This window comes from Streptomyces sp. NPDC013457, from assembly GCF_043089925.1.
GTDB lineage: Bacteria > Actinomycetota > Actinomycetes > Streptomycetales > Streptomycetaceae > Streptomyces.
Map to the genome: position 1 here is coordinate 968,008 of NZ_JBICBL010000001.1, position 24,082 is coordinate 992,089.

21 protein-coding genes and 1 pseudogene are annotated in these 24,082 nt (G+C 72.9%); 3 read left to right on the forward strand and 19 right to left on the reverse strand.

Going from position 1 to position 24,082, the window contains the following annotated elements; translation table 11 throughout:
* Nucleotides 1-10 precede the first annotated feature (10 nt).
* The 16 genes from ACF1G2_RS04325 to ACF1G2_RS04400 all read right to left on the reverse strand — a co-directional run bounded on the left by ACF1G2_RS04325 (nucleotide 11) and on the right by ACF1G2_RS04400 (nucleotide 19,564).
* Entirely contained in the window at nucleotides 11-859 is an 849-nt protein-coding gene (locus ACF1G2_RS04325; protein ID WP_391796770.1) for a TatD family hydrolase, read from the reverse strand.
* Complete coding sequence (locus tag ACF1G2_RS04330) at nucleotides 859-1,413, reverse strand: EboA domain-containing protein (RefSeq protein ID WP_391796771.1); 555 nt, start codon at nucleotides 1,411-1,413, stop codon at nucleotides 859-861. The genes ACF1G2_RS04325 and ACF1G2_RS04330 overlap by 1 nt, the downstream gene beginning before the upstream one ends.
* Entirely contained in the window at nucleotides 1,407-2,297 is an 891-nt protein-coding gene (locus ACF1G2_RS04335) for a sugar phosphate isomerase/epimerase family protein (RefSeq protein ID WP_391796772.1), read from the reverse strand. Before ACF1G2_RS04335 ends, ACF1G2_RS04330 begins: the two co-directional genes overlap by 7 nt.
* Complete coding sequence (locus tag ACF1G2_RS04340) at nucleotides 2,294-3,316, reverse strand: SCO3242 family prenyltransferase (RefSeq protein ID WP_391796773.1); 1,023 nt, start codon at nucleotides 3,314-3,316, stop codon at nucleotides 2,294-2,296. The genes ACF1G2_RS04335 and ACF1G2_RS04340 overlap by 4 nt, the downstream gene beginning before the upstream one ends.
* Complete coding sequence (locus tag ACF1G2_RS04345) at nucleotides 3,313-4,425, reverse strand: inositol-3-phosphate synthase (RefSeq protein WP_391796774.1); 1,113 nt, start codon at nucleotides 4,423-4,425, stop codon at nucleotides 3,313-3,315. The genes ACF1G2_RS04340 and ACF1G2_RS04345 overlap by 4 nt, the downstream gene beginning before the upstream one ends.
* An 82-nt stretch (nucleotides 4,426-4,507) precedes the next feature.
* A complete protein-coding gene (locus ACF1G2_RS04350; protein ID WP_391796775.1) occupies nucleotides 4,508-8,191 on the reverse strand; it encodes a ThuA domain-containing protein in 3,684 nt (1,227 codons plus the stop codon).
* A gap of 275 nt (nucleotides 8,192-8,466) precedes the next feature.
* Nucleotides 8,467-9,471 (reverse strand): sugar phosphate isomerase/epimerase family protein, encoded by a 1,005-nt coding sequence (locus tag ACF1G2_RS04355; RefSeq protein WP_391796776.1) that lies wholly within the window; start codon nucleotides 9,469-9,471, stop codon nucleotides 8,467-8,469.
* Between the two features lie 13 nt (nucleotides 9,472-9,484).
* On the reverse strand, nucleotides 9,485-10,711 hold the full coding sequence (locus tag ACF1G2_RS04360; RefSeq protein WP_391796777.1) for a Gfo/Idh/MocA family protein: 1,227 nt from the start codon (nucleotides 10,709-10,711) through the stop codon (nucleotides 9,485-9,487).
* A 91-nt stretch (nucleotides 10,712-10,802) separates the two neighbouring features.
* Nucleotides 10,803-11,840: a substrate-binding domain-containing protein gene (locus ACF1G2_RS04365; protein WP_391796778.1), complete on the reverse strand. Its 1,038-nt coding sequence runs from the start codon at nucleotides 11,838-11,840 to the stop codon at nucleotides 10,803-10,805.
* A gap of 112 nt (nucleotides 11,841-11,952) precedes the next feature.
* Nucleotides 11,953-12,960 (reverse strand): ABC transporter permease, encoded by a 1,008-nt coding sequence (locus ACF1G2_RS04370; RefSeq protein ID WP_391796779.1) that lies wholly within the window; start codon nucleotides 12,958-12,960, stop codon nucleotides 11,953-11,955.
* Nucleotides 12,957-14,477 (reverse strand): sugar ABC transporter ATP-binding protein, encoded by a 1,521-nt coding sequence (locus tag ACF1G2_RS04375; protein WP_391796780.1) that lies wholly within the window; start codon nucleotides 14,475-14,477, stop codon nucleotides 12,957-12,959. The genes ACF1G2_RS04370 and ACF1G2_RS04375 overlap by 4 nt, the downstream gene beginning before the upstream one ends.
* A 202-nt stretch (nucleotides 14,478-14,679) precedes the next feature.
* On the reverse strand, nucleotides 14,680-15,861 hold the full coding sequence (locus tag ACF1G2_RS04380; protein WP_391796781.1) for an ROK family protein: 1,182 nt from the start codon (nucleotides 15,859-15,861) through the stop codon (nucleotides 14,680-14,682).
* A gap of 164 nt (nucleotides 15,862-16,025) precedes the next feature.
* Entirely contained in the window at nucleotides 16,026-16,670 is a 645-nt protein-coding gene (locus ACF1G2_RS04385; protein WP_391796782.1) for a class F sortase, read from the reverse strand.
* Nucleotides 16,671-16,744: 74 nt separating this feature from the next.
* On the reverse strand, nucleotides 16,745-17,518 hold the full coding sequence (locus ACF1G2_RS04390; protein WP_391796783.1) for a hypothetical protein: 774 nt from the start codon (nucleotides 17,516-17,518) through the stop codon (nucleotides 16,745-16,747).
* A gap of 267 nt (nucleotides 17,519-17,785) precedes the next feature.
* Nucleotides 17,786-18,433: a GntR family transcriptional regulator gene (locus ACF1G2_RS04395; RefSeq protein ID WP_391796784.1), complete on the reverse strand. Its 648-nt coding sequence runs from the start codon at nucleotides 18,431-18,433 to the stop codon at nucleotides 17,786-17,788.
* Nucleotides 18,434-18,616: 183 nt separating this feature from the next.
* Nucleotides 18,617-19,564 carry a beta-ketoacyl-ACP synthase III gene (locus ACF1G2_RS04400; RefSeq protein WP_391796785.1) on the reverse strand — a complete coding sequence of 316 codons (948 nt, stop codon included), beginning with the start codon at nucleotides 19,562-19,564 and terminating at the stop codon, nucleotides 18,617-18,619.
* A 171-nt stretch (nucleotides 19,565-19,735) separates the two neighbouring features.
* Between ACF1G2_RS04400 and ACF1G2_RS04405 the strand changes: the two are divergent.
* Both ACF1G2_RS04405 and fdhD read left to right on the forward strand, forming a co-directional pair.
* A pseudogene (locus ACF1G2_RS04405) lies at nucleotides 19,736-19,858 on the forward strand (Fe-S-binding domain-containing protein); the annotation flags it as partial.
* Nucleotides 19,859-19,862: 4 nt separating this feature from the next.
* The gene (gene fdhD, locus ACF1G2_RS04410) at nucleotides 19,863-20,711 is read left to right on the forward strand and encodes a formate dehydrogenase accessory sulfurtransferase FdhD (RefSeq protein ID WP_391796786.1); all 849 of its coding nucleotides are present in this window, start codon (nucleotides 19,863-19,865) and stop codon (nucleotides 20,709-20,711) included.
* A gap of 86 nt (nucleotides 20,712-20,797) precedes the next feature.
* Here fdhD and ACF1G2_RS04415 read toward each other — a convergent pair whose 3' ends face one another.
* The 3 genes from ACF1G2_RS04415 to ACF1G2_RS04425 all read right to left on the reverse strand — a co-directional run bounded on the left by ACF1G2_RS04415 (nucleotide 20,798) and on the right by ACF1G2_RS04425 (nucleotide 22,948).
* The gene (locus ACF1G2_RS04415) at nucleotides 20,798-21,214 is read right to left on the reverse strand and encodes a (2Fe-2S) ferredoxin domain-containing protein (protein WP_391796787.1); all 417 of its coding nucleotides are present in this window, start codon (nucleotides 21,212-21,214) and stop codon (nucleotides 20,798-20,800) included.
* On the reverse strand, nucleotides 21,211-21,732 hold the full coding sequence (locus tag ACF1G2_RS04420) for an isochorismatase family protein (protein ID WP_391796788.1): 522 nt from the start codon (nucleotides 21,730-21,732) through the stop codon (nucleotides 21,211-21,213). Before ACF1G2_RS04420 ends, ACF1G2_RS04415 begins: the two co-directional genes overlap by 4 nt.
* Before the next feature lie 172 nt (nucleotides 21,733-21,904).
* A complete protein-coding gene (locus ACF1G2_RS04425) occupies nucleotides 21,905-22,948 on the reverse strand; it encodes a bile acid:sodium symporter family protein (protein ID WP_391796789.1) in 1,044 nt (347 codons plus the stop codon).
* Nucleotides 22,949-23,074: 126 nt separating this feature from the next.
* Here ACF1G2_RS04425 and ACF1G2_RS04430 point away from each other — a divergent pair, with 126 nt between their 5' ends.
* Nucleotides 23,075-23,965 (forward strand): LysR substrate-binding domain-containing protein, encoded by an 891-nt coding sequence (locus ACF1G2_RS04430; protein ID WP_391796790.1) that lies wholly within the window; start codon nucleotides 23,075-23,077, stop codon nucleotides 23,963-23,965.
* Nucleotides 23,966-24,082 lie beyond the last annotated feature (117 nt).

The following is a 24,082-nucleotide window of genomic DNA, read 5'->3' on the forward strand; positions in this document are numbered from 1 at the left end:
GCGGGCCGCCTCATTCCCCGCCGCGGAGGATGGAGTTGCCCTCGTGGGAGGTGTCGGGTGATGGGGGGTCGAGCCGCAGGCGGCCGCTGAGGCCGTAGAAGGCGACGGGGTTGCGCCACAGCACCTGGTCGACGTCGTCCGGGGAGAACCCGGCGGCGAGCATGGCGTCGCCGACCTTTCGGGTCTTGAGCGGGTCGCTCTTGCCCCAGTCGGCGGCCGAGTTCACCAGGACGCGGTCGAGCCCGTGGTCCTTGAGCACGGCGACCATGCGGTCCTCGTCCATCTTGGTGTCGGGGTAGACGGAGAAGCCCAGCCAGGCACCGCTGTCGGCGGCCTCCTTGACGGTGGTCTCGTTGAGATGGTCGAGCAGGACCCGTTCGGGGGCGAGGCCGGACTCGCGGACGACGTCGAGGGTCCGGCGCAGGCCGGCGAGCTTGTCGCGGTGCGGGGTGTGGACGAGGGCGGGCAGGCCGTGGTCCGCGGCGAGCTGGAGCTGCGACGCGAGGGCGGTGTCCTCGGCGGGGGTCATGGAGTCGTAGCCGATCTCGCCGACGGCGACGACGTTGTCCTTCACCAGGTAGCGCGGCAGGACGTCGAGAACGGGGGTGCAGCGGGGGTCGTTGGCCTCCTTGGGATTGAGGGCGAGGGTGCAGTGGTGGGCGATGCCGTACTGGGCGGCCCGGAAGGGTTCCCAGCCGAGGAGCGAGTCGAAGTAGTCGAGGAAGGAGGCGGGTGAGGTGCGTGGCTGCCCGAGCCAGAAGGAGGGCTCGACCACGGCGCGGACTCCGGCGTCGTACATCGCCTGGTAGTCGTCGGTGGTGCGCGAGGACATGTGGATGTGGGGGTCGAAGATGCGCATCAGGACTCCTCGGTGGGGGCGGTGAGGTCGAGGACGCGGTGGAGGTCGGCGGGGACGGTGCGGCCGGCGGCGGTGCGTTCGGCGGCGTAGTCGGTCAGCATCCGGGCGAGTTCGGCGTCGCCGGGGGCGCGTTCGTGCAGTCCGGCGACGGTGTCGAGGGGGACGCCGGTGAAGAGGCACTTGAGGACGGCGTGGCGCCAGGCGTGCGGGGCGAGGTGGGTGGCCGCGTAGGTGCCGAGGGCGGCGGCGACGAGGTCGGTGTCGTGGGCGCGCAGCGCGTCTTCGACGAGGGGCAGGGCCTCGGGCCCTGCGACGAGTGAGGGGAGGGCGAGGAGCACGGCGCGGCGTTCGGCGGCGGAGCCGTGGTGGTAGAGGCGGGTGAGGACGGGGGTGTCGGCGCGGGCCGCCTTGAGGAGGAGGACGCGGACGGAGTCGGCGTGCTCGGCGCCGCAGTGCCGGCCGGCGGAGGCGAAGCGCAGCTCCCAGAGGGTGGTGCGGGCAGTGGCGGCCGCGAGGGCCTCGTCCAGCCAGGCCTGTGCGGTGGTGGTCAGCATGCCGGGGCCTCCCGTGGGGCGGGGTTGCGGTGCAGGAACGCGAGGGAGGAGCGGGCGAGTTCGGGTCCGGCGTGGGAGTGGCGGGGCAGTTCGACGACCGTCAGGCCCCGGTAGCCGGCGGCGGTGACCTCGGCGAGGGCGGCGAGGACGGGTGGGAAGTCGATCTCGCCGTCGCCGAACGGGAGGTGTTCGTGGACGCCGCGGCGCATGTCCTCGATCTGGACGTGGTGCAGCCAGGGCGCGGCGGCGCGGACGCAGTCGGCGGGGGACGCGGGTTCCAGGCACTGGCAGTGGCCGATGTCGAGCGTGAGGCCGAGATGCCGTGGGTCGGGGTCGCCGAGGAGGCCGCGGAGCGTGTGGAAGTCGTCCAGGGTGGCGAGGAGGTGACCGGGTTCGGGTTCGACGGCGAGGGGGACGCGGGCGGCGGCCGCGGCTTCGAGAACGGGAGTGAGGGAGGAGGCGAGTCGTTTCCAGGCGGTCTCGTCGGTGGTGTCCGCAGGGGTGATGCCACTGAAGCAGTGCACGGCGTGGGCGCCGAGGTCGGCGGCGACGCGGACGGCGCGCAGGAGGAGGCGGACACGTGCCGCCCGGCCGTCGGGGTCCGCGTCGAGGAGGGAGGGGCCGTGCTTGCGGCGCGGGTCGAGGACGTAGCGGGCGCCGGTCTCGACGGTGACCCCGAGGCCGAGCGCATCGAGGCGACGGGCGAGCTGGGCGGTGCGGGCGGGGAGGTCGGCGGCGAGGGGGTCGAGATGCATGTGGTCGAGGGTGAGCCCGACGCCGTCGTATCCGAGGTCGGCGAGGAGGGCGAGGGCGTCGTCGAGCCGGAGGTCGGTGAGGCCGTTGGTGCCGTAGCCGAAGCGGACGGCGGGTGGGGTCGGGCTCATGTCGGGCTCACCTTCCGGGCGAGGGCTCGGGCGAGCGGGGCGAGGCCGAGCACCAGGAGCGCGGTGCCGGGCGCGCCGGCCCGGGCGGCGAGGGCCGCCTGAAGGGGGATCAGGGCACGGATACCGGCGCCGACGGAGCGCTGGGTGAGGGGAGGTGACGGGTTGAGGGCCGCGTGGAGGAGAGGGACGGCCGGGGTCCGGGCGTAGGCGGCGGCCAGGGCGGCCGTGATCAGCGGGGTGAGAGGGGTGGTGCCGTTCCCGCTCGGTCCCGGGTTGATCGTCGGCCCGCTCGGGCCGGGGTGTGCCGGCGGCCCGCCCGGGCCGGCGCCGCTCGGCTTCTCGCCGCCCGCGCGCCCGCCCGGGGCGCGGGGGCGGGAGGTGACGGCTGCCAGGGCCGTGGTCGTGGCGAGGGCCAGGAGGGGGGTGCGGGTCGAGCCGCCCTGGGTCTCGTGGCGGGAGACCGAGGTCACGGCGTAGGTGTGGGCGCCCAGAAGAGCGGCCGACGGGAGGGCTGCGGGGAGGGAAGCGCGGGCGCCGCGGCGCACGGCCGGACAGCCGGTCGTGGTCGCGATCGCGCCGAGGAGGAGGTTGAGCGCGCGGGCTGTCGCCATGGTCGCGGGGGCGGCGGGGGTGTGCTTGAGGTGGAGGTCGTAGGACCAGACCGTCGCGGCGAGGGCGGTGGCGGTCGCGAGGGTGGGTCGTCCGGCGCGGGCGGCGAGGGTGAGGCCGACGGCGGTCAGGGCGGCGGAGACGGCGAGGGCGGCTCGGGGGGTGACGCGGCCGGAAGGAAGGGGTCGGTGGGGGCGGTCGACGGCGTCCTCCTCACGGTCGGCCCAGTCATTGAGCGCCATGCCGGCCTCGTACAGACAGAGGGAGGAGCCGATGGCGAGAAGGGTCGAGCGGTCGGGGCGCAGGCCTGCGGCGGCCGCGCCCGCCAGGGCGTCGCCCGGCACCGTGGCCAGCGCGGAGACGCGCAGCAGCTCCGCCCAGGCGGCCACGCGCCCGCGCGCCCGGCTCACCGGACCTCCCCCAGGCGCGCGGCGAACGCCACGAGGCGCGCGTACTGGTCGGCGAGGCCGGCGGGCGGTTCGCCCTCCGGGTCCTTGAAGTAGAAGGCGAGGTCCTCCAGCGGGCCAGCGAGGCCGCGTTCGTGGGCGCGGGCCGTCAGCCGGGCCAGGTCGAGGACGAGGGGTGCGGCGAGGGCCGAGTCGCAGCCCTGCCAGGTGGTCTGGAGGGTCATCCGGGAGCCGAGGAAGCCGTCGAAGGCGATGTGGTCCCAGGCCGTCTTCCACTCCCCCAGCGCGGGGACCTCGTCGATGTGGACCTCGCCCTCGGGGACGTGGCCGAAGACGTCCGCGAGGACCCGTTCCTTGCCGGCGTTCTTCGCCGCGGCGGCGGCCGGGTCGGCGAGGGCGGCCCCGTCGCCGCCGCCCAGCAGGTTGGTGCCCGACCAGGCGCGTACGGTCAGGGACCGCTGGAGGAACATCGGGGCGAGGACGGAGCGCAGCAGGGTCTGGCCGGTCTTCCCGTCGCGGCCCGCGTGGGGGAGGCCGCTCGCGGCGAGTGCGTCGGCGAGCGCGGGGTGGCGCAGCCCGGTCGAGGGGGTGAAGTTGACGTAGGGGCAGCCGGCGCGCAGGGCGGCGGCCGCGTAGAGGGAGCTGGGTGGGAGCGCGGCGCCCCCCGGCGCCGGCTCCGTGGACGCCACGTTGACGACGACGACCCGGTCCAGGTCCCGCCGGGTCCGGAAGTCCGTCATGTCGGCGGCGAAGGAGGCGATGAGCTCGCCCTCCTCGTGTCCGGCGCCGGGCGGCGGTCCGCCGGGGCGGATCTCCGTCTCGGCGGCGGCGAGTTCGGTGGCGACGGCGGGGCGGAGGCCGTGCGGGAGGACGCCCGCGGCGGTGAGTTCCTCGGCGCGTTTGGGCAGCGGGCACGTCGCCGTGTCGTGTCCGCCGAAGACGAGGGAGGTGAGGGGCGGGAGACCGGCCGCGGCGAAGGCGTCGGTCTCGGTCACGATGCCGGTCGGTGGGTGGAGGCCGGCCGTGGTCGCGGCGCAGCCGGCGATCGCGGTGGTGGCCACGGAGCCTCTCGCCCCGATGAGCCAGACTCCCGTACGGGTTCCTGTGGTCACGACCCTGCCTCCCTGGACTGTGGTGGAGACGGCGGGCGGGGGGTACGGCGCCTCCCCGCCCGCCGCCGGCTGAGCGGGAGCTCTACGAGGGGAGCTCCCTGAGCTTGATGTCGCGGAACGACACCTGGTCGTCGGCCCCGTGGTTCTGGAGGCCGATGTGACCGTCCTTGAGGCTGCGGGCCGGGTCGGTGTTGGTGAAGTCGTTGATCTTCACTCCGTTGAGGAACACCTGGAGCCGCTCGCCGCGCACGCGGATCTCGTAGCTGTTCCACTGGCCGGGCGGTCGCAGCACGCTGTCCCTGGCCGCCAGGTCGGCGGACTTGAAGCCGTAGACGGCTCCGGTGGTCCGGTCGGCGGCGTCGGTCGCGTCGATCTGGATCTCGTAGCCCTTGTTCACCGCGGACCAGGGGTCGTCGGAGGCGGGGAAGCCGACGAAGATGCCGGAGTTGTCGTCGCCCGCCGCCTTCCAGTCGAGCGTGAGGGAGTAGGAGGAGAACTCCTTGGCCTGGTACCAGAGCATGCCCATGCCGCCGACCGAGCGGAGTTCACCGTCGGCGATGTCGAACCCGCCGGGCCCCGCCTGCTTCCAGCCCTCGCGGGTCTCGCCGTTGAAGAGCTCGCGGTAGCCGGTCTGGGGCCGGCAGTCGGCCGCGGTCTGTCCGGTGGCGTAGGCGAGGCCGCCGAGGAGGTGCTGCCGGAAGGCCGGCTCGGCGTACGACTCCTTGGTGTGACCGCCGCCGGTGTAGAAGGAGCGGCCGCCCCCGTAGGTCTTGCACCAGGCGATCGGGTGGTCGCCCTTCATGGTGCCGCCCTGGTAGGTGGTCTCGTCGAGGGTGGCGAGGATCCGGGCCTGACCGCGCGGGTTGGTGCGGTAGTTGTACCACTCGTCGGTCCGCTGCCAGGGGCCGTCGAGGTGTGCGGTGGCCGGGTGCTCGTGGTCCTCGACGCGTACGGTCGCGGGCTGGATCTGCGGGTGGGAGGCGAAGTGGGCGCCGACAAGGCCGCCGTAGAACTCCCAGTCGTACTCGGTGTCGGCGGCGGCGTGGATGCCCATGTAGCCGCCGCCGGTGGAGACGTAGTTCTCGAAGGCGGTCTGCTGTTCGGCGTTGAGGACGTCACCGGTCGTCGAGAGGAAGACGACGGCGTCGTAGCGGGCGAGGTTGTTGGTGGTGAACTGGCGGGGTTCCTCGGTGGCGTCGACGGTGATGCCGCTGCCGGCGCCGAGTTCCTTGAGGGCCGTGATGCCGGTGCCGATGGAGTCGTGCCGGAATCCGGCGGTCTTCGAGAAGACCAGGACGCGCTTGGCGTCGCGGTTCACCGGGGCGTTGGAGAAGGTGAAGTCGTCGACGTCGTAGAGCGCGCCTGAGCCGCCCTTGAAGACGAGGAAGAGTTCGGTGGTGGTGCGGGGCACGGTGCGCAGCGGTACGTCGATGTCCTGGAACGTCTCCCAGCTGCCGGTGACGGGGACGGGTGCGGAGCCGTGGAGCGTTCCGGTGGGCGAGCCGGTGCGGACTTCGAGGAAGCCGCCGACGCCGCCGGAGGAGACGCGGGCGGTGAGCTTGGTGGCGCCGCTCAGGTTGTAGGGCTTGAAGGAGATCCAGTCGCCGTCGTGGATGTCGCCGACGGTGCGTCCGCCGTTGGCCTCGGTCTTGTCGAAGACGTTGACGCCGTTCTGGGCGTCGAAGTGCTCGGCCTGGCGGTGGCGGGGCTGGAGTTTGGCCTGGTCGTGGGTGGTGAGGGCGGCCTGGCCGCCGCCTCCCCCGTCGGTGTACTCGGCGTCGAAGACGGCGAAGATGTTGGCGTCGTCGTCGTGGCCGCCGTCGGAGGACGTCTTGATGGTGCCGGAGCAGCCGTTGGCCGAGGTGACGGGGTGGCCGTGGCTGTCGTGGCCGAGGACGTAGGTCACCTTGACCTTGGCGCAGTCGATCGTGCCGTCCTCCGGGTCGGTGACCTTCACCTTGAACGGGATGTCGTCACCGAAGGAGAAGAGGGCCCCCTCCGCGGGGAGTTCGAGGGTGACCTTGGGCGCGGTGTTGCCGACGACGACGTGGACGGAGGCGGAGCCGGTGCGCCCGCTCGGGTCCTTGGCCGTCACGGTCGCCGTGTAGGTGCCGTTCCTGCGGTACGTGTACGTGGGGTTGGCCGCCGTCGACGTACCGCCGTCGCCGAACTCCCAGCTGTAGGTGAGGGCGTCGCCGTCACCGTCGGTGGTGCCGGCGGAGGAGAAGGCGACCTTCAGCGGGGAGGTGCCGGAGGTCTTGTTCGCGCTCGCCTCGGCGACCGGGGAGCGTCCGCCGGTGGCGTTCTCGATGCGGTAGAGCCCGGAGTTGTGGTCGCCGCCGAACCAGGCGGTGCCGTAGTCGAGGACGTACAGCGCTCCGTCGGGTCCGAAGGCCATGTCCATCACCTGGGTGCCGGTCCAGGGGACGGAGTTGATGGACTGGACGGTACCGTCGGCGCCCTGTTCGATGCGCTTGATCCAGCGCCGGCCGAACTCGCCCGCGAAGAAGTCGCCGTCGTACGCCTCGGGGAACTTGACCGGGGAGGTGGAGGCGGCGTCGTAGCGGTAGACGGGCCCGCCCATCGGCGACTCGGATCCGGTGCCGAACTCCGGTACGGAGCCGCCGTTGTACGGGATCCAGGCCGGCTCGGCCGGCGGGAGGTCGACGAGTCCGGTGTTGTACGGCGAGTCGTTCTTCGGGGCGGCGCAGTCGAAGGCCGCTCCGGACACCTTGGTCGCGAAGTCGTAGTCGCGGTAGGCGTCGTTCTTGCCGGTGCAGAAGGGCCAGCCGAAGTTGCCCGGCTTGGTGATGCGGGCGAACTCGACCTGTCCGGCGGGTCCGCGCTGGGGGTCGGCGGCGCCCGCGTCGGGGCCGTAGTCGCCGACGTAGAGGACGCCCGTCGCCTTGTCGACACTGAAGCGGAAGGGGTTGCGGAAGCCCATCGCGTAGATCTCGGGGCGGGTCTTCGCGGTGCCGGGGGCGAAGAGGTTGCCGTCGGGGACGGTGTACGAGCCGTCCTCGGCGACCTTGATCCGCAGGATCTTGCCGCGGAGGTCGTTGGTGTTGCCGGAGGTCCGCCGCGCGTCGAACGCGGGGTTGCGGCCGGGGCGTTCGTCGATGGGGGTGAAGCCGTCGGAGGCGAAGGGGTTGGAGTCGTCGCCGGTCGACAGGTACAGGTTGCCCTGGGCGTCGAAGTCGATGTCGCCGCCGACGTGGCAGCAGATGCCGCGGGTGGCGGGGATGTCGATGACCTTCTTCTCGCTCGCGTTGTCGAGCGTGCCGTCGGCCTTCAGCGTGAACCGGGAGAGGCGGTTGACGCCGTCGTACTTCGCGAACTCGGCCGCCGTGCCGTTCTCGGGGGCGTCTCCGGCGGGGGTGTCGAGCGGCGGGGCGTAGTAGAGGTAGATGGCCTTGTTCCGGGCGAAGTCCGGGTCGAGCCCGATGCCCTGGAGGCCTTCCTCGTCGTGGGAGTAGACGGGGACGGTACCGATGACGGCGGTGTTGCCCGCCGCGTCGGTGCGGCGCAGCTCGCCGTTCCGCGAGGTGTGCAGGACGCTGCGGTCGGGGAGGACGGCCAGCGACATGGGTTCGCCGACCTCCTCACCGCCCTTGGCGAGGGTGACCTGCTGGAACTCCTCGGCGGCAGCGGCGGTGCCGGCGCCGCCGTTCGTCTCGGCCGCGAGGGCCTGCTGGCCCCCGAGGGTGAGGAGTCCGACGGCGAGAAGGGCGAGTGTCTTTCTGGCTCGGAGTCGTTTGCTGTGCACGGATGTCCTCCGGAGTAGGGCCGGGTGTGCGGGTGTCCGGGGACCGGCGCGCGCCGTCACGCTGGTCTCGAAGCACGGTGGAGCGGGGTCGAGCACGATTCTGGCTGGTTAAGTCATGTACACATCAGGGACCGTAGCGGGGTTCGTCCTCAGCGGAAAGCCCTTGCGCACGGACCTCGTCGAACTTTTCACCGCGACAGGACAAAGCCCGCGGAGGGCACGGCGGAGCAACCCGGTGACGTCACCGCCGCCGGGCGCTCACCTGCCGTGTCAGGTCAGTCGCGGCCTCCGAAGGCCGCGTCGAACGAGGCGGTCGGCGGGTCGAAGTCGTACCGCTTGAGATGAGAAAGCGCTTCCGGAGCGCCGGTCAGGCGGTCCATCCCGGCGTCCTCCCACTCCACGGAGACGGGTCCCGCGTAGCCGATCGAGCGGAGCATCCGGAAGACGTCCTCCCACGGCACGTCACCGTGCCCGGCGGAGACGAAGTCCCAGCCGCGCCGCGGATCGCCCCACGGCAGGTGCGAGCCGAGCCGCCCGTTGCGCCCGTCGAGCCGCTTGCGGGCCTCTTTGCAGTCCACGTGGTAGATACGGTCGCGGAAGTCCCAGAGGAAGCCGACCGGGTCCAGGTCCTGCCAGACGAAGTGGCTCGGGTCGAAGTTCAGCCCGAAGGCGGGACGCCGGTCCACGGCCTCGAGGGCCCGCTGCGTGGTCCAGTAGTCGTACGCGATCTCGCTCGGATGGACCTCGTGCGCGAAGCGGACGCCCTCGGCGTCGAAGACGTCCAGGATCGGGTTCCAGCGCTCCGCGAAGTCCTCGAAGCCGCGCTCGATCATGCGCTCGGGGACCGGCGGGAACATCGCCACCAGATGCCAGATCGACGAGCCGGTGAAGCCGATGACGGTGTCGACGCCGAGTGCGGCGGCGGCCCGCGCGGTGTCGGCCAGCTCGCGGGCGGCCCGCTGCCGTACGCCTTCGGGCTCGCCGTCGCCCCAGATCCGGGCGGGCACGATCGCCTCGTGCCGCTCGTCGATCGGATGGTCGCAGACCGCCTGGCCCACCAGATGGTTGGAGATCGCCCAGCATTTCAGGCCGTACTTGTCGAGAAGGGCACGGCGGCCGTCGACGTACGACGGGTCCGCCAGCGCCTTGTCCACCTCGAAGTGGTCTCCCCAGCAGGCGAGTTCGAGGCCGTCGTAGCCGAAGTCACGGGCGAGCCGGCAGACCTCCTCCAGCGGCAGGTCGGCCCACTGGCCGGTGAAGAGGGTGAAGGGACGGGTCACGGTCGACGGCCTCCTAGACCTGTACGGGGGTGTAGACGGCGTTCTTCTCGGCGCTCTCCTCCACCGCGGCGAGCACGCGCTGGACCTGCAGCCCGTCGGCGAAGGTCGGCGCGGGCGCGGTTCCGGACGCGACGGCGAGGACCAGGTCACGGGCCTGGTGGGCGAAGGTGTGCTCGTATCCGAGCGCGTGGCCCGGCGGCCACCAACCCTCCAGATACGGATGGTCCGGCTCGGTCACGAGGATCCGGCGGAAGCCCGCGGAGGCGGCCGGCAACGTGTGGTCGTGGAAGGAGAGCTCGTTGAGCCGCTCCAGGTCGAAGGCGAGCGAACCCTTCTCGCCGTTGATCTCCAGTCGCAGGGCGTTCTTCCGGCCCGCGGCCATCCGGGTCGCCTCGAAGGAGGCGAGCGCCCCGGAGGCGAGCCGTCCGGTGAACAGCGCGGCGTCGTCGACCGTCACCGCCCCGTACGCCCCGCCCGCCGCGGCGCCCGCGAGTCCGGCCGACACGCCCGCGAGCAGCGGCCGGTCCCGTACGAAGGTCTCGGTGAGCGCCGAGACCCCGACCAGGAGCTCCCCCGCCAGGTACTGCGCGAGGTCGACGGCGTGCGCGCCGAGGTCGCCGAGGGCCCCGGACCCCGCGTGCTCGCGCTCCAGGCGCCAGGTCAGCGGGAACCCCGGGTCCACGAGCCAGTCCTGCAGATAGGTGACCCGTACGTGCCGCAGGGCGCCGAGCCTGCCCTCCGCGACGAGCCCACGGGCGTACGCGATGGCCGGCACCCGCCGGTAGTTGAAGCCGACCATGGCGACCTGGCCCCGGGCGGCCGCCGCCTCCGCCGCCGCGACCATCGCCTCGGCCTCGGCGACGGAGTTGGCGAGCGGCTTCTCGCACAGGACGTGCTTGCCCGCCTCCAGGGCGGCGATCGCGATCTCCGCGTGGCTGTCGCCCGGAGTGCAGACGTCGACGAGCTGGACGTCGTCGCGTGCGACGAGGGCGCGCCAGTCGGTCTCGGCGGCCGCCCAGCCGTGCTTGGCCGCCGCCGCCCGGACGGCGGCCCGGTCACGGCCGGCGACGGCGGCGAGCACGGGCCGCAGCGGCAGGTCGAAGACACGCCCCGCGGTCCGCCACCCCTGGGAGTGGGCGGCGCCCATGAACGCGTAGCCGACCATGCCGATGCCGAGTGACGGCAACGCGGCCTCGCCGGCCTGACCGGTCGGGCCGGCCTCGCTCTCCCGCTGTTCCATACGGTTCCTCCTCATCGGTTGCACGGTGGGGGGTGCCGGGCTCGGGGCGGCCGCCGGCCACCCCCGAGGGCCGGCGGCCGGACCACCCCGGTCAGCTGAAGCCGGTGGGCAGGTACTCGTCCACGTTCTCCTTGGTCACCACGGCCGAGTAGAGGGTGAGGGAGGCCGGGATCTCCAGCTCGGCGAGTCCCCCGACGCCCTTCTTCTGGCCGAGGGCGCGGGCCAGGTCGATGGCGGAGGCGGCCATGGTGGGCGGGTAGAGGACGGTGGCCTTCAGGACCCCGTCGTCCGCCTTGATGGCGTCCATCGCGGACTTGGCGCCCGCGCCGCCGACCATCAGGAAGTCCTTGCGGCCGGCCTGCGCGATGGCCCGCAGCGCGCCCACTCCCTGGTCGTCGTCGTGATTCCAGAGTGCGTCGAACTTCGGCTGCGCCTGGAGGAGTTGGGCCATCTTCGCCTGGCCCGACTCGACGGTGAAGTCGGCGGCCTGACGGGCCACCTTGCGGATGTTGGGGTAGTTCTTGAGGGCGTCGTCGAAGCCCTGGGTGCGCTGCTTGGTCAGCTCCAGGCTGTCCATGCCGGCGAGTTCGATGACGGTGGCGCCCGGCTTGTCCTTGAGCTGCTCGCCGATGTAGCGGCCGGCGTTGAGGCCCATGCCGTAGTTGTCGCCGCCGATCCAGCAGCGGTAGGCCTGCGGGGAGGCGAAGATGCGGTCCAGGTTGATGACCGGGATGCCGGCCTTCATGGCCTGGAGGCCGACCTGGGTGAGCGCCTTGCCGTCGGCGGGCAGGATGACCAGGACGTCGACCTTCTTGTTGATGAGGGTCTGGATCTGGCCGATCTGGGTCGCCGTGTCGTTGGAGCCCTCGGTGATCTCCAGGGTGACCTCGGAGTACTTCTTCGCACGCTCCTTGGCGTTCTGGTTGATGGCGTTGAGCCAGCCGTGGTCGGCCTGGGGACCGGCGAAGCCGATCGTCACGGGAGTGCCGGGCTTGTCGTCGGCGGCGGGGGCGTTGCTCGCGGCCGGGGCCGCGTTCTTGGGCTCGTTGCTGGTACAGGCCGTGAGGAGTGCGCCGGCCGAGACGGCGGCGGAGCCGAAAAGCAGGCCTCTGCGGCTGGTTTCTGGCATGGCGGTGAATCCCTTCGGGGGTGAGGGAGGAAATCGGGGGGCGGATGGGGCGGCTGAGCCGGGAGGAGGTGGGACCGGGTGAGGCGGAGGTCAGGGGGAGGTCAGGCGGGGGTCAGGTCTCGCCGTGGCGCGCGGTGCGGTGCTGGACCAGGACGGCGGCGACGATGATCGCGCCCTTGGCGATCTGCTGGACGTCGCTCTGCAGGTTGTTGAGCGCGAAGATGTTGGTGATCGTGGTGAAGACCAGGACACCGAGGACGGAGCCGACGATCGTGCCGCGACCGCCGGTGAGGAGCGTTCCGCCGATGATCGCGGCGGCGATGGCGTCGAGTTCGTACAGGTTGCCGTTGGTGTTCTGGCCCGAGCCGGAGAGGATGATCAGCAGGAAGGCCGCGATGCCGCAGCACAGGCCGGAGAGCAGATAGAGGTAGAGGCGCTGGCGGCGTACGTCGATGCCGGCGAGGCGGGCGGCTTCCGCGTTGCCGCCGACGGCGACCGTGCGCCGGCCGAAGGTGGTCCGGTTGAGGATGAGCCAGCCCGCGACGGTCACGGCGGCGAAGACGAGGACGAGCGGCGGGACGCCCAGGATGTAGGCGTCGGGGATGCCGAGGTCGAGGACGGAGTCGACGGTGACGATCTGCGTGCGCCCGTCGGTGATCTGGAGCGCGAGACCTCGTGCCGAGGCGAACATGGCGAGGGTCGCGATGAAGGGGACCATCCCGCCGTACGCGATGAGCAGCCCGTTCACCAGGCCGCACCCCACGCCCACGACGACCGCGGTGAAGAGGATGCCGGCGAATCCGTACTCCTGTGTCGCCAGTGTGGTCGCCCAGACGGAGGCGAGGGCGACGATGGCGCCGACGGAGAGGTCGATGCCGCCGCTGGTGATGACGAAGGTCATGCCGACGGTGACGACGCCGATCACGGACGCCTGGGTGAGCACGAGTTGGAGGTTGGAGACGGCGAGGAACTCGTCGGGCCGGGTGAAGCCGCCGACCGCGATCAGCACGGCGAGCACCCCGAGCAGGGAGAGGTTGCGGACGTCGGCCCGCAGCCCGAGCGGGCGCCTGCCGCCCTCCTGCGCAGGCGCCGTGGTGTCCTTGGCGGTGGACAGCGTCATGACGTGGGGCTCCCTTCCATCACGAGGTCGAGTACGCGGTGTTCGTCGAGCTCACGGGCGGGGGCGGTGTGGACGACACGGCCCTCCCTGAGCACCAGGACGCGGTCGGCCAGGCCCAGGACCTCGGGCACTTCGCTCGACACGAGGAGGACGGCGAGGCCGTCGTCGGCGAGGCGGCGGATGACGGCGTAGAGCTCGGCGCGGGCACCGACGTCGACGCCGCGGGTCGGCTCGTCGAGCAGGAGGACACGACAGCCGCGCAGGAGCCAGCGGGCGAGGACGGCCTTCTGCTGGTTGCCGCCGGAGAGGGTACGGATCGGGGCGTCGGGGTTGTCGGGCCGCAGGGACAGCTCCCTGGTGGCCGCGCGGGCGGCCTCGCGTTCGCCGGTACGGTCGATCCAGCCGGCGCGCGAGAAGCGGGCGAGCGTGGAGACCGAGACGTTGCGGGTGACGGACTCCAGCATGAGCAGCCCCTGCGCCTTGCGCTCCTCGGGGGCGAGACCGAGCCCGGCACGGACGGCGTCGCGGACGCTGCCGGGGCGCAGGGTGCGGCCGTCGACGACGACGCGTCCGGCGGTGGCTTTGCGGGCGCCGTAGACCGTCTCCAGGATCTCGGAGCGGCCCGAGCCGACGAGCCCGGCGAGACCGACGATCTCCCCGGGCCGCACTTCGAGGTCGACGGGGGCGAACTCACCCTCCCTGGCGAGGCCTTGGAGCTGGAGCACGGGTGTGGCGGCCGGCGGTTGGGAGGGGCGCGGCGGGAAGACGTACTCGACGTTGCGGCCGGTCATCAGGGCGACGATGTCCCGGGTGGGCGTCGAGGCGGCGGGCAGGCCGCCCGCGACGGCGCGGCCGTCCTTGAGGACGGTGACCCGGTCGCCGATGCGGCGGATCTCCTCCAGGCGGTGGGAGATGTAGACGACGGCGACGCCGTCGGCGGTGAGGTCGGCGACGATGCGGAAGAGGTTGTCGACCTCGTCGGGGTCGAGGGCGGCGGACGGTTCGTCCATGACGATGAGACGGACGTCGTGGGAGAGGGCGCGGGCCATCGAGACGATCTGCTGCTGTGCGGCGGAGAGGTCGCCGACGCGGCGGGCGGGGTCGATCTCGGGGTGGCCGAGCCGTTTGAGGAGGGCCGCCGTGGACGCCTTGGCGGCGCGGCCGCGGACGACGAATCCGGCGGTGGTGGGTTCGTGGCCGAGGTGGACGTTCTCGGCGACGGAGAGCCCTTCGACGAGGTCGAGTTCCTGGTAGATGGTGGCGATGCCGAGGCGCATCGCGGCGATCGGGGAGCGGAGCTGGACGGTTTCTCCGCGCCAGGTGATGCTGCCTCCGTCGGGCTGGTGGGCGCCGGCGAGGACCTTGATCAGGGTGGACTTTCCGGCGCCGTTCTGGCCGAGGAGGCAGTGGACCTCCCCGGGGGCGACATCGAGGTCGACGCCGTCGAGGGCGCGGACGCCGGGGAAGGACTTGGTGATGGCGGACATGGTGAGCAGGGGTGGCTGTTCTGGGGGCATGACGGGGGTCCCCTCGGCGGGTGCGGGTGGCGCCTGGGCGAGTGGTGACGGGGTGGGGATGGGTGGGCGGGCCGGCTGACGCGGGTGTGCGCCTGGGCGGGTGCGGGGTGAGGAGGCACGGGCGGGTGCGGGCCGGTGGGGCGGACCGTGCCCTCCGGTGCCGCCCCGGCGGCACGGGAGATCACGGCCATCCGGAGAACGGCTACGCCGGGGAGAAGAGGTGGTCGCTGATGAGGCGGGCCGCGCCGATCACTCCGGCGGTGGGGCCGAGCTCGCCCAGCACGATGGGGAGGTTGCCGGTGGCCAGCGGAAGAGACTGGCGGTAGACCTGGGTGCGGACACTGGCGAGGAGGTTGTGACCGAGGCCGGTGACCCCGCCGCCGATCACCACCAGACCGGGATTGAAGAAGCTGACGAGTCCGGCGATGACCTGCCCGACCCGGTTGCCGCCCTCACGGATGAGGGCGAGCGAGGTGGCGTCGCCCGCGGCGGCCGCCGCGGCGACGTCGACCGCCGTGAGCCGCCCGGCCGCCGCGAGGCGTCCGGCGAGCTCGTCCGACCGGCCCGCGCGCGCCGCGTCCTCGGCGTCGCGGGCCAGGGCGGCGCCGCTGAAGTGGGCTTCCAGGCAGCCCTTGTTGCCGCACGCGCAGGAGCGGCCGTCGGGTTCCACCTGGATGTGCCCGATGTCCCCGGCGCTGCCCGTCGTACCACGGTAGACCTGCCCGCCGACGACGATGCCGCAGCCGATGCCCGTACCGATCTTGACGCAGAGGAAGTCGCCGACGGAGCGGGCGACGCCGGCGTGCTGCTCCCCCATGGCCATCAGGTTCACGTCGTTGTCGACCATCACAGGACAGCCCAGTTCCTGGCTGAGCGCCTCCCGTACGGGGAAGCCGTCCCAGCCGGGCATGATCGGAGGCGCGACCGGGACGCCCTCGGGGAAGCGGACCGGGCCGGGGACGCCGATGCCGGCCCCGTCGAAGCCTTCGGCGAGGCCGGAGGCGCGCAGCTTGGACGCCATGGCGAGCGCCTGTTCGAAGACGGCTACCGGGCCCTCGCGGACGTCCATGGGGTGGTTGAGATGTCCGAGCACCTCCAACTCGGCGTTGGTGACGGCCACGTCGACGGACGTGGCGCCGATGTCGATGCCGAGGAAGCGGAGTTCGGGAGCGAGCCGGATGTTGTGCGACCGGCGGCCACCGCGGGAGGCGGCGAGTCCGTCGGCGACCACGAGGCCGGTCTCCAGGAGCCGGTCGACCTCGACGGCCAGCTTGGAGCGGGACAGGTCGATCTGATCGCCCAGCTGCGCACGGGAGTTGGGGCCCCCGTCGCGCAGCAGGCGGAGCAGCCGCGCCTGGTGCGCGTTGGCGGGTCGTGCCGTCATGCGTCTCACGCGCCCCTCCCCTGACGAGTCGGCGAAGCCCTTCGGTCGGCTCGCCGCCGGGCTTTCGAGGGGAACGTAGCAGTGGCGTCCGGGAGTGGGAAGAAGTTGCGCAGCAATCCGGTCCGACTTTTTCCCGAGTGAGGACAAAGCCTTCCGGCCCGGGGTCAGCGCACCTCGACGAGGCGCGCGGAGACGACGACGTTGCCGTCGTACCCCTTCTGCCGGGAGAAGCCGCCGCCGCAGGTGAGAAGACGCAGCTCGGGGCGGGAACCGGCCCGGTAGATCCGCTCGGCCGGGAAGCCCTCCTTCGGGACGACTTCGATGCCGTACACCGAGAAGACGGCGGTCCGTCCGTCCTGCCGGGCGATCTCGACGCGTTGACCCTTGGCCAGCGCTCCGAGTGCGTAGAAGACGCTCGGTCCCTCGGGGGTGTCGACATGGCCGACGACGACCGCCGTGCCCTTCTCGCCGGGCGTGACGGCGCCGGTGAACCAGCCGGCGAGGTTGGTCTCGTGCGCGGGCGGCGTGCCGATCCAGCCCTCGGTGTCGAGTCCGACCGGCGTCACGGGCGCGTCGACGCGGATGCCGGGCACGCGGACGCGCGTGGGGCGGGAGGCGGGCAGTGCGCCGGGGCCCGGCGCGGGAGCGAGGGCGGCGGCGTGCTGCGGGGCCGCGGCGGCGAGCGGCTGCGGGGGGCCTCCGGCGCGCCACTCCTCGGTACCGCCGCGGACCAGATGGACGCCCACGAGCAGGACGACGGCGACGACGCCCCAGGCGCCGCGCCTGGACAGTCCGCTCGACCCGTGCACGATCCGCACTCCCGTTGTACGTGGACGGTGCTCCCCCGCCCCGGACCTCGTCATCCCGGGGCGAAGGAGCCGATTCAGGCGAGGTCGTCGGCTCGGCGACGGCGCGTCAGGAGCACCCCGCCGCCGCCCAGCGCGCCCGCGATCAGCGCGGTGCCGATGACGACCTCCGTGGCGCCGAGCTCTCCGGCGCCGCCGCCGAAGCCTGCCTTGACGCCCTTGTGCGCGCCGGTGTCATGGCCGCCCGTCGGGTGGCCGGTGGAGCCGGCGGCGATGACGAGGGGCGCGGTGCCCTTCTCGCCCTTGCAGTCGAAGGTCACCTGGTACTCCGCGGCGATCTTCGCCTCGACGTCGATGGTGGCGGTGCCCGCGCGGCCCTCGGTGAGCGTGACGGTCTCGAAGACACCGGAGGAGACGGTGACGGAAGGAGCTTCGCAGCCGTCGGTCTTGAGGGTGACCGAGCCGCCGGGGGCGACGGTCGCCGGCGTGACGGAGAAACCGAAGGACGTGACGTCGCTCGCGGTGCCCTCGGTCGACGGGACGGCGTCCGTCGACGGCGGCACGGTGCCGCCGGACGCGCCGGCCTCCGCGGGGCCGAGGGGATCGGCCGGGTCCGGGGGGTCCACGGGGACTGCCGGGTCCACCGGGTCGAGGGGATCGACCGGGTCGGCCGGGTCCACCTGAGCGCCGCCGGCGTCCGTCGGATCGCCCGCCGCACCGCCGGCCTGCGCGCCCACGCCCGGCGTCGCGTCGCTCCCGGTCCCCTCGTCGGCCAGGGCGGCCGTCGCCGCCCCGAGCGACAGGGCGGCCGTGGCGAGCAGGGCCGCGGGAGCAACACGTATCGCGCGCATGGCGATCCTCCAGATCACACGAGGAACGCCCGGCGGCCCGTTGCCGCGTACGGCGGGTGATGTCCCTCGCCCCGTCCGAAGCTAGGGCGGGCCCGGGCGCGCCGCCACCGGGCTCCCGCCGAACGGGGAACGGGAACGGCAAACGGCGGACCGGGTTCGAGGATCGGCGGCCGGCGGCCGGCGGCCGGCGGCCAGCGGCCAGCGATCGGCGGCCAGCGATCGGCGATCGCGGGGGGCGGTCGCGGACCGGGGAGCCCGGCGGGCCCCTCAGCCCTGGCTGTGCTCGCGGTAGGTCGCGCGGGTGTGCTCCGTGTGGGCGCGCATGACCGTCGTGGCGCGGGCCTCGTCACGGGCGGCGATCGCGGCGATCAGCTCCCGGTGCTCCTGCCAGGACCGCTCGCCGCGCTGCCGGGCGACCGGCGCGTAGTACCAGCGGACGCGGCGGTCGACCTGGCCGGCCAGCTCGGACAGGACGACGTTCCCGGCCAGTTCCATGACCTTGGCGTGGAACGCGGCGTTCGTCGCCACGGCCAGGTCGACGTCGTCGTCCGCCACGGCCCGCTCGCCCTTCGCGCAGAGCTCCTCCAGGGCCGCGATCCCGGCCGAGCCGGAGTTCGCGGCGGCGAGCCGGGCGGCCTCCGCCTCCAGGAGCGTACGGACGGAGAGCAGTTGGTCGGCCTCCTCGTCGGTCGGCTCGTGGACGAAGGCTCCCTGCGCGGGCCGGAGGTCGACCCAGCCCTCGGTGTTCAGCCGCTGGAGCGCCTCACGGACCGGCTGGCGGGAGACCCCGGGGTGTCCGGCCAGCTCGCTCTCGACCAGATGCTGACCGGGACGCAGGGCTCGGGTGGTGATGAGTTCGAGGAGCGCCTCGTAGACCCGGTCGCGCAGCGGCCCCGGCCGCTCCAGCCTGGGCACGGCCCCTTGCGGCAGTCCTGCGGACAACGTCGCGGCCCCTCGTACGCCGTAGGCGATCAGCACGGATTGGCTACCGGTTACCGTCTACCGGCGCCCATGTCCAGGCATACGGCCCCGCGTGATCTCGGCCGGAACACGCGCCGCGAGAGACGAGCCACACAACGCGAGCCGGCGCAGCGCCGGCTACGGAACGCGGACGACCTGCCCCGCGTACGAGAGGTTGCCGCCGAAGCCGAAGAGCAGGGTCGGCGCCCCCGAGACGAGCTCCCCGCGCTCGACCAGCTTGGCGAGCGCCATCGGGATCGAGGCGGCCGAGGTGTTGCCGGACTCGACCACGTCACGGGCGACGACCGCGTTGACCGCGCCGATCTTCGCGGCGAGCGGCTCGATGATCCGCAGGTTGGCCTGGTGCAGCACGACGCCGGCGAGCTCCTCCGGCGCGATCCCGGATCGCTCGCACACCTTGCGGGCGAGCGCGGGCAGCTGCTGGGTGGCCCAGCGGTAGACGGTCTGGCCCTCCTGCGCGAACCGCGGCGGGGTGCCCTCGATGCGGACGGCGTGGCCCATCTCCGGTACGGAACCCCAGAGCACCGGGCCGATTCCGGGCCCGGCGCCGTCCTCCACGGCCTCGACGACCGCCGCACCCGCGCCGTCGCCGACGAGCACGCAGGTGGTGCGGTCGGTCCAGTCGGTGATCTCGGTCATTTTGTCGGCGCCGATGACCAGCGCGCGCCGGGAGCCGCCCGCCCTGATCGCGTGGTCGGCGGTGGCCAGCGCGTGGGTGAAGCCCGCGCAGACCACGTTGAGGTCCATGGTGGCGGGCGAGCCCATGCCGAGCCGGGCCGCCACGCGGGCCGCGGTGTTGGGCGAGCGGTCGATCGCCGTGGAGGTGGCGACGAGGACCAGGTCGATGTCGTCGGGGCCGAGACCGGCCGCGGCGAGCGCCTTGCCCGCGGCATGGGCGGCGAGTTCGTCGACCGGTTCGTCGGGTCCTGCCATATGACGGGTCCTGATGCCGACGCGGCTGCTGATCCACTCGTCGCTGGTGTCGACGAGCTTCGCCAGGTCATCGTTGGTCAGGACCTTGGCCGGCTGGTAGTGCCCGAGCGCGGCGATACGAGTGCCCGTCATGCCCGGGACCCCCTTGGTTCAGGTGACGCATGGTGCGCTTGCGCGGTTCAAGCGGAAGCAGGACCACCCAGTCTCGCCAGCGACTGATCGGTAACCGGGCACGTAAACCACCAAGATTCGCCCGTACCTGTTGGGAGACCGCGACAACGGCAGTGAGCGGGCGGCCTCCCGACCCTGCATGTTCAGGACAACGAGATCGTCAAGGTCACCTCCCCGCACGACAACCCGGTGACCCATGGCAACCTCTGTATCAAGGGCCGCTTCGGCTTCCAGCACGTACAGAATCGGGTGTAACCACATGGGACGGGTCACCGAGCGACGGCGCGTCATCCGGATCCGGGGCGCGGCCGTCAACGAACGCCCGGACACGCTGGTGGCCGAGGAGCCGCTGGAGATCCGGCTGAACGGCCGGCCGCTGGCCATCACCATGCGCACGCCCGGCGACGACTTCGCGCTCGCCGCCGGGTTCCTGGTCAGCGAGGGGGTGCTCGGTGCCGCCTCCGACGTACGGAACATCGTGTACTGCGCGGGCGCCACGGAAGACGGCACGAACACGTACAACGTGGTGGACGTGCAGCTGGCGCCCGGGGTCCCCGTCCCGGACATCACGCTGGAGCGGAACGTCTACACGACCTCGTCGTGCGGGCTGTGCGGCAAGGCCAGCCTGGACGCGGTCCGGACCACGGCACGCTTCCCGATGGCCGACACTCCCCCGGTCCGGCTCACGCCCGAGCTGCTCGCCCGGCTCCCCGACCGGCTGAGGGCGGCGCAGCGTGTCTTCGACCGGACCGGGGGTCTGCACGCGGCGGCGCTGTTCTCCGAGGACGGCGAGCTGCTCGACGTCCGGGAGGACGTGGGGCGCCACAACGCGGTGGACAAGCTCGTGGGCCGGGCCCTGAGCGACGGGCGGCTGCCGCTGGAGCGGGCGGTGCTGCTGGTCTCCGGGCGGGCGTCGTTCGAGCTGGCGCAGAAGGCGGTCATGGCGGGCATCCCGGTGCTCGCGGCGGTCTCGGCGCCGTCCTCGCTGGCGGTGGACCTGGCCGCGGAGACCGGTCTCACACTGGTCGGCTTCCTGCGCGGGCAGGACATGAACGTGTACGCGGGCGAGCACCGGATCGCCCTCGGGGCCGCGGCCACCCGGCGCTGACGGGCTCCGCGCGCTGCACGGGTCGGGCCATCGGCCGGCGGGGAGCGCCCCCTGCGCCGGCCGGTCCCGCACCCCTCGGATGCGCCCTACCGGGCGCGCCGTCCCGCACGGGTGCTGGTCGTCCCGGTCGGCGGGTCGATCATCTGGAGCGTGAGGGTCGCCGGGGGTTCGGCGATGCCGGGGCCGCCCGCGGCCGTCCAGGCGAGGATGTCGTCGAGGCAGTCGTCGTCCGCCGTGAACCCGATCCAGGCGGCGCGTCCGCCGCGCCGACGGCCCTCGGTGGAGGGCTGGACCACGACGATGTTCGCCTGTGCGCAGGGGCCGAGGCAGTCGCTCGTACGGACGGCCAGCCGGCCGCCGGAGCGTGCCGCGGCCTCGCGGAGCCGGGCGAGCTGGCCCTCATGGTCGACGCCCGGGTTCTTGCCGGCGTCGCCGCAGCAGCAGCCGCGGCAGACGACCAGGGAGCAGGGGCGGGCGCCGTAACGTATCGGGACGCGGGTCACTCGGGTCCGTCCAGGGTGATCGTGCCGACGGAGGCGACGGTGCCGAGGCGCGGGAAGTCCAGGCTCACCGAGGCGTGGTGCTCGTCGGCGGTGAGGGCGGTCATGGCGTCCTCGGCGAAGACCGGTTCGTAGCCGAGGTCGCAGGCGGCGCGGGCGGTGGACTCGACGCCGAGGTTGGTGGCGATGCCGGCGAAGACGAGGGTGGTGACCTCGCGGGCGGCGAGGAGTGCATGGAGGCCGGTGTCCTGGAATCCGCCGATGGTCCGCTTGACGACGATGTGGTCGCCGTCGTGGACGAGGGAGGGGACGAGGTCGCTGCCGGGCGGCTGGGTCCGGACGTTCGGGCGCTCGACCCTGATGTGGACGACGGGTGCGCCGACGGCCCGGAAGGCGTCGGCGAGTCGGTGCGCGGCGGCGACGACGTCGGTTCCGGGGCGGGGGGCGAGCGGCAGCGCGACGATGCGTTCCATCAGGTCGACGAGGACGAGCGCGGTGCGGCCGGGATCGAGTGCGGGCATGGGAGCACCGTAGCGGGCGGGATGATCACCGCGGTGGGCCCGGGGACGTGATCCCGCCAACGCCCACGGCGGGTCGGCCGACGTCCCGCAAACGGCCACGGCGAGTCACCCGGCGCCCCGCCGCCGCCCGCGGCGGGACGCCGGCCCCCCTCGCCGCCCACCGGGCGCGGCCTCAGCGCCTCACGGCCGTCGCGGGCTCCGGGGCTCGGTCGGGCAGGGGCGTTGCGGCCTCCGGGGGCTGTTCCGGGTCGTGGGCGCGGCGTCCGGCGACGACCGCGCAGACCATCAGCTGCATCTGGTGGAAGAGCATCAGGGGCAGGACCGCCAGGGAGGCCTGCGCTCCGAACAGCACGCTCGCCATCGGGAGCCCGGCCGCCAGGCTCTTCTTCGAGCCCGCGAACTGGATCGTGATCCGGTCCTCGCGGCCGAAACCGAGCCGCCTCGCGCCGTACCAGGTCAGGGCCAGCATCACGGCGAGCAGCACCGCCTCGACGACGAGCAGCAGTCCGAGCCGCACCGGGGTGACCTGGTGCCAGATGCCGGCGACCATGCCGTGGCTGAAGGCCGTGTAGACGACGAGCAGGATCGAGCCCCGGTCGACGTACCCGAGCACCTTCTTCCTCCGGACGACGAACCCGCCGACCCAGCGCCGCAGCGCCTGTCCCGCCAGGAAGGGCACGAGGAGCTGGAGCACGATCTTCAGGAGCGAGTCGGCCGAGAATCCGCCCGCTCCGCCACCGAGGAGCACGGCGGCGAGCAGCGGGGTGAGAACGATGCCGGCCAGCGAGGAGAAGGACCCCGCGCAGATCGCGGCGGGGACGTTGCCCCGGGCGATCGAGGTGAACGCGATCGAGGACTGGACGGTGGACGGCACCAGGCAGAGGAAGAGCAGGCCGCTGTAGAGCGGGGGCGTGAGAACGGCCGGGACCAGCCCCTTCGCCGCCAGTCCGAGCAGCGGGAAGACGGCGAAGGTCGCCGCGAGGACCGTGGCGTGGAGCCGCCAGTGCTTGAGCCCGTCCAGCGCCTCACGGGTGGACAGCCGCGCGCCGTACAGGAAGAAGAGCAGTGCGATGGCCGCCGTCGAGGCCCCGTCGGCGACCGTCGCGGCCGCGCCGGAGGCGGGCAGCAGCGCCGCGATGCCGACCGTCGCGAGCAGGGCCGCGATGTACGGGTCGACCGGCAGCCGGGACGGCAGGAGGGGGGTACGGCGGCTCATGTGCTCCACTGCTCTCGGGCGACAGATCGTGCCTCCCCATCCTGCTCCCCGGCCCGGCGATCGGGAATCCCGTACAGCGCTCTGACTGTCATCACGTTGCGCGATGACCGCGCTAACCTGGGCGCTGTGTACGAACCGGCGCAGCTCCGTACCTTTCTCGCCGTCGCGCAGACGCTGAGCTTCACCCAGGCCGCCCGCCGGCTCGGGGTGCGGCAGTCGACCGTGAGCCAGCATGTGCGGCGGCTCGAGGACGCCACCGGGCGTCCGCTGTTCACGCGCGACACCCACAGGGTCGAGCTGACGGAGGACGGCGAGGCGATGCTCGGCTTCGCCCGGACGATCCTCCGGGCCCATGAGCGGGCGGCCGCCTACTTCACCGGGACCCGGCTGCGCGGGCGGCTGCGCTTCGGGGCATCCGAGGACTTCGTGGTGACCCGGCTGCCCGAGATCCTGGAGACCTTCCGGCGCGAGCACCCCGAGGTGGATCTCGAGCTGACGGTCGAGCTGTCCGGGACGCTCGACGCCCGGCTGGAGGCGGGCCGGCTCGACCTGATCCTCGCCAAGCGGCGCACGGAGGAGAGTGCGGGCGAGCTGGTCTGGCAGGACTCGCTGATCTGGATCGGCGCGCCGCGGCTCCGTCTCGACCCGGACCGTCCGGTGCCGCTGATCGTCTTCCCGCCGCCGGGCATCACCCGTGCCCGGGCCCTTGAAGCCCTGGAGGCGCAGGGGCGGGCCTGGCGGATCGCGTGCACGAGCAGCAGTCTGAGCGCGAACATCGCGGCGGCGCGGGCCGGTCTGGGGGTGATGGCGCACACCCGTGGGCTGGTACCACCCGGTCTGTCGCAACTGCCGGCCCGTGCGGGGCTGCCGGACCTGGGCGACGTCGACTTCGTCCTGCGCAAGGGGCGGCAGCGCGGTGAGGCGCAGGAGGCGGCCGACGCCCTGGCCTCGGCGATCCTCGCGGGTGGCGACCGGTTGCACCGGCCCCGCCCGGCCGCCGGACCGCTCGGCCCCTGAACCCTGGGCGAGCGAGTGAGCGGCCGGTACAGATTCCGTGGAGATTCCCACTCGACGTACTTACCCCACGGTCAGTAACGACCCCCGGCCACCCGCCACTTGCCCTGTTCCCCTCCC

Coding starts and splice junctions, on each gene's coding strand:
- ACF1G2_RS04325 (WP_391796770.1), bottom strand. CDS start 859: ATGCGCATCTTCGACCCCCACATCCACATGTCCTCGCGCACCACCGAC.
- ACF1G2_RS04330 (WP_391796771.1), bottom strand. CDS start 1,413: ATGCTGACCACCACCGCACAGGCCTGGCTGGACGAGGCCCTCGCGGCC.
- ACF1G2_RS04335 (WP_391796772.1), bottom strand. CDS start 2,297: ATGAGCCCGACCCCACCCGCCGTCCGCTTCGGCTACGGCACCAACGGC.
- ACF1G2_RS04360 (WP_391796777.1), bottom strand. CDS start 10,711: ATGGAACAGCGGGAGAGCGAGGCCGGCCCGACCGGTCAGGCCGGCGAG.
- ACF1G2_RS04365 (WP_391796778.1), bottom strand. CDS start 11,840: ATGCCAGAAACCAGCCGCAGAGGCCTGCTTTTCGGCTCCGCCGCCGTC.
- ACF1G2_RS04370 (WP_391796779.1), bottom strand. CDS start 12,960: ATGACGCTGTCCACCGCCAAGGACACCACGGCGCCTGCGCAGGAGGGC.
- ACF1G2_RS04375 (WP_391796780.1), bottom strand. CDS start 14,477: ATGCCCCCAGAACAGCCACCCCTGCTCACCATGTCCGCCATCACCAAG.
- ACF1G2_RS04380 (WP_391796781.1), bottom strand. CDS start 15,861: ATGACGGCACGACCCGCCAACGCGCACCAGGCGCGGCTGCTCCGCCTG.
- ACF1G2_RS04390 (WP_391796783.1), bottom strand. CDS start 17,518: ATGCGCGCGATACGTGTTGCTCCCGCGGCCCTGCTCGCCACGGCCGCC.
- ACF1G2_RS04400 (WP_391796785.1), bottom strand. CDS start 19,564: ATGACGGGCACTCGTATCGCCGCGCTCGGGCACTACCAGCCGGCCAAG.
- fdhD (WP_391796786.1), top strand. CDS start 19,863: ATGGGACGGGTCACCGAGCGACGGCGCGTCATCCGGATCCGGGGCGCG.
- ACF1G2_RS04420 (WP_391796788.1), bottom strand. CDS start 21,732: ATGCCCGCACTCGATCCCGGCCGCACCGCGCTCGTCCTCGTCGACCTG.
- ACF1G2_RS04425 (WP_391796789.1), bottom strand. CDS start 22,948: ATGAGCCGCCGTACCCCCCTCCTGCCGTCCCGGCTGCCGGTCGACCCG.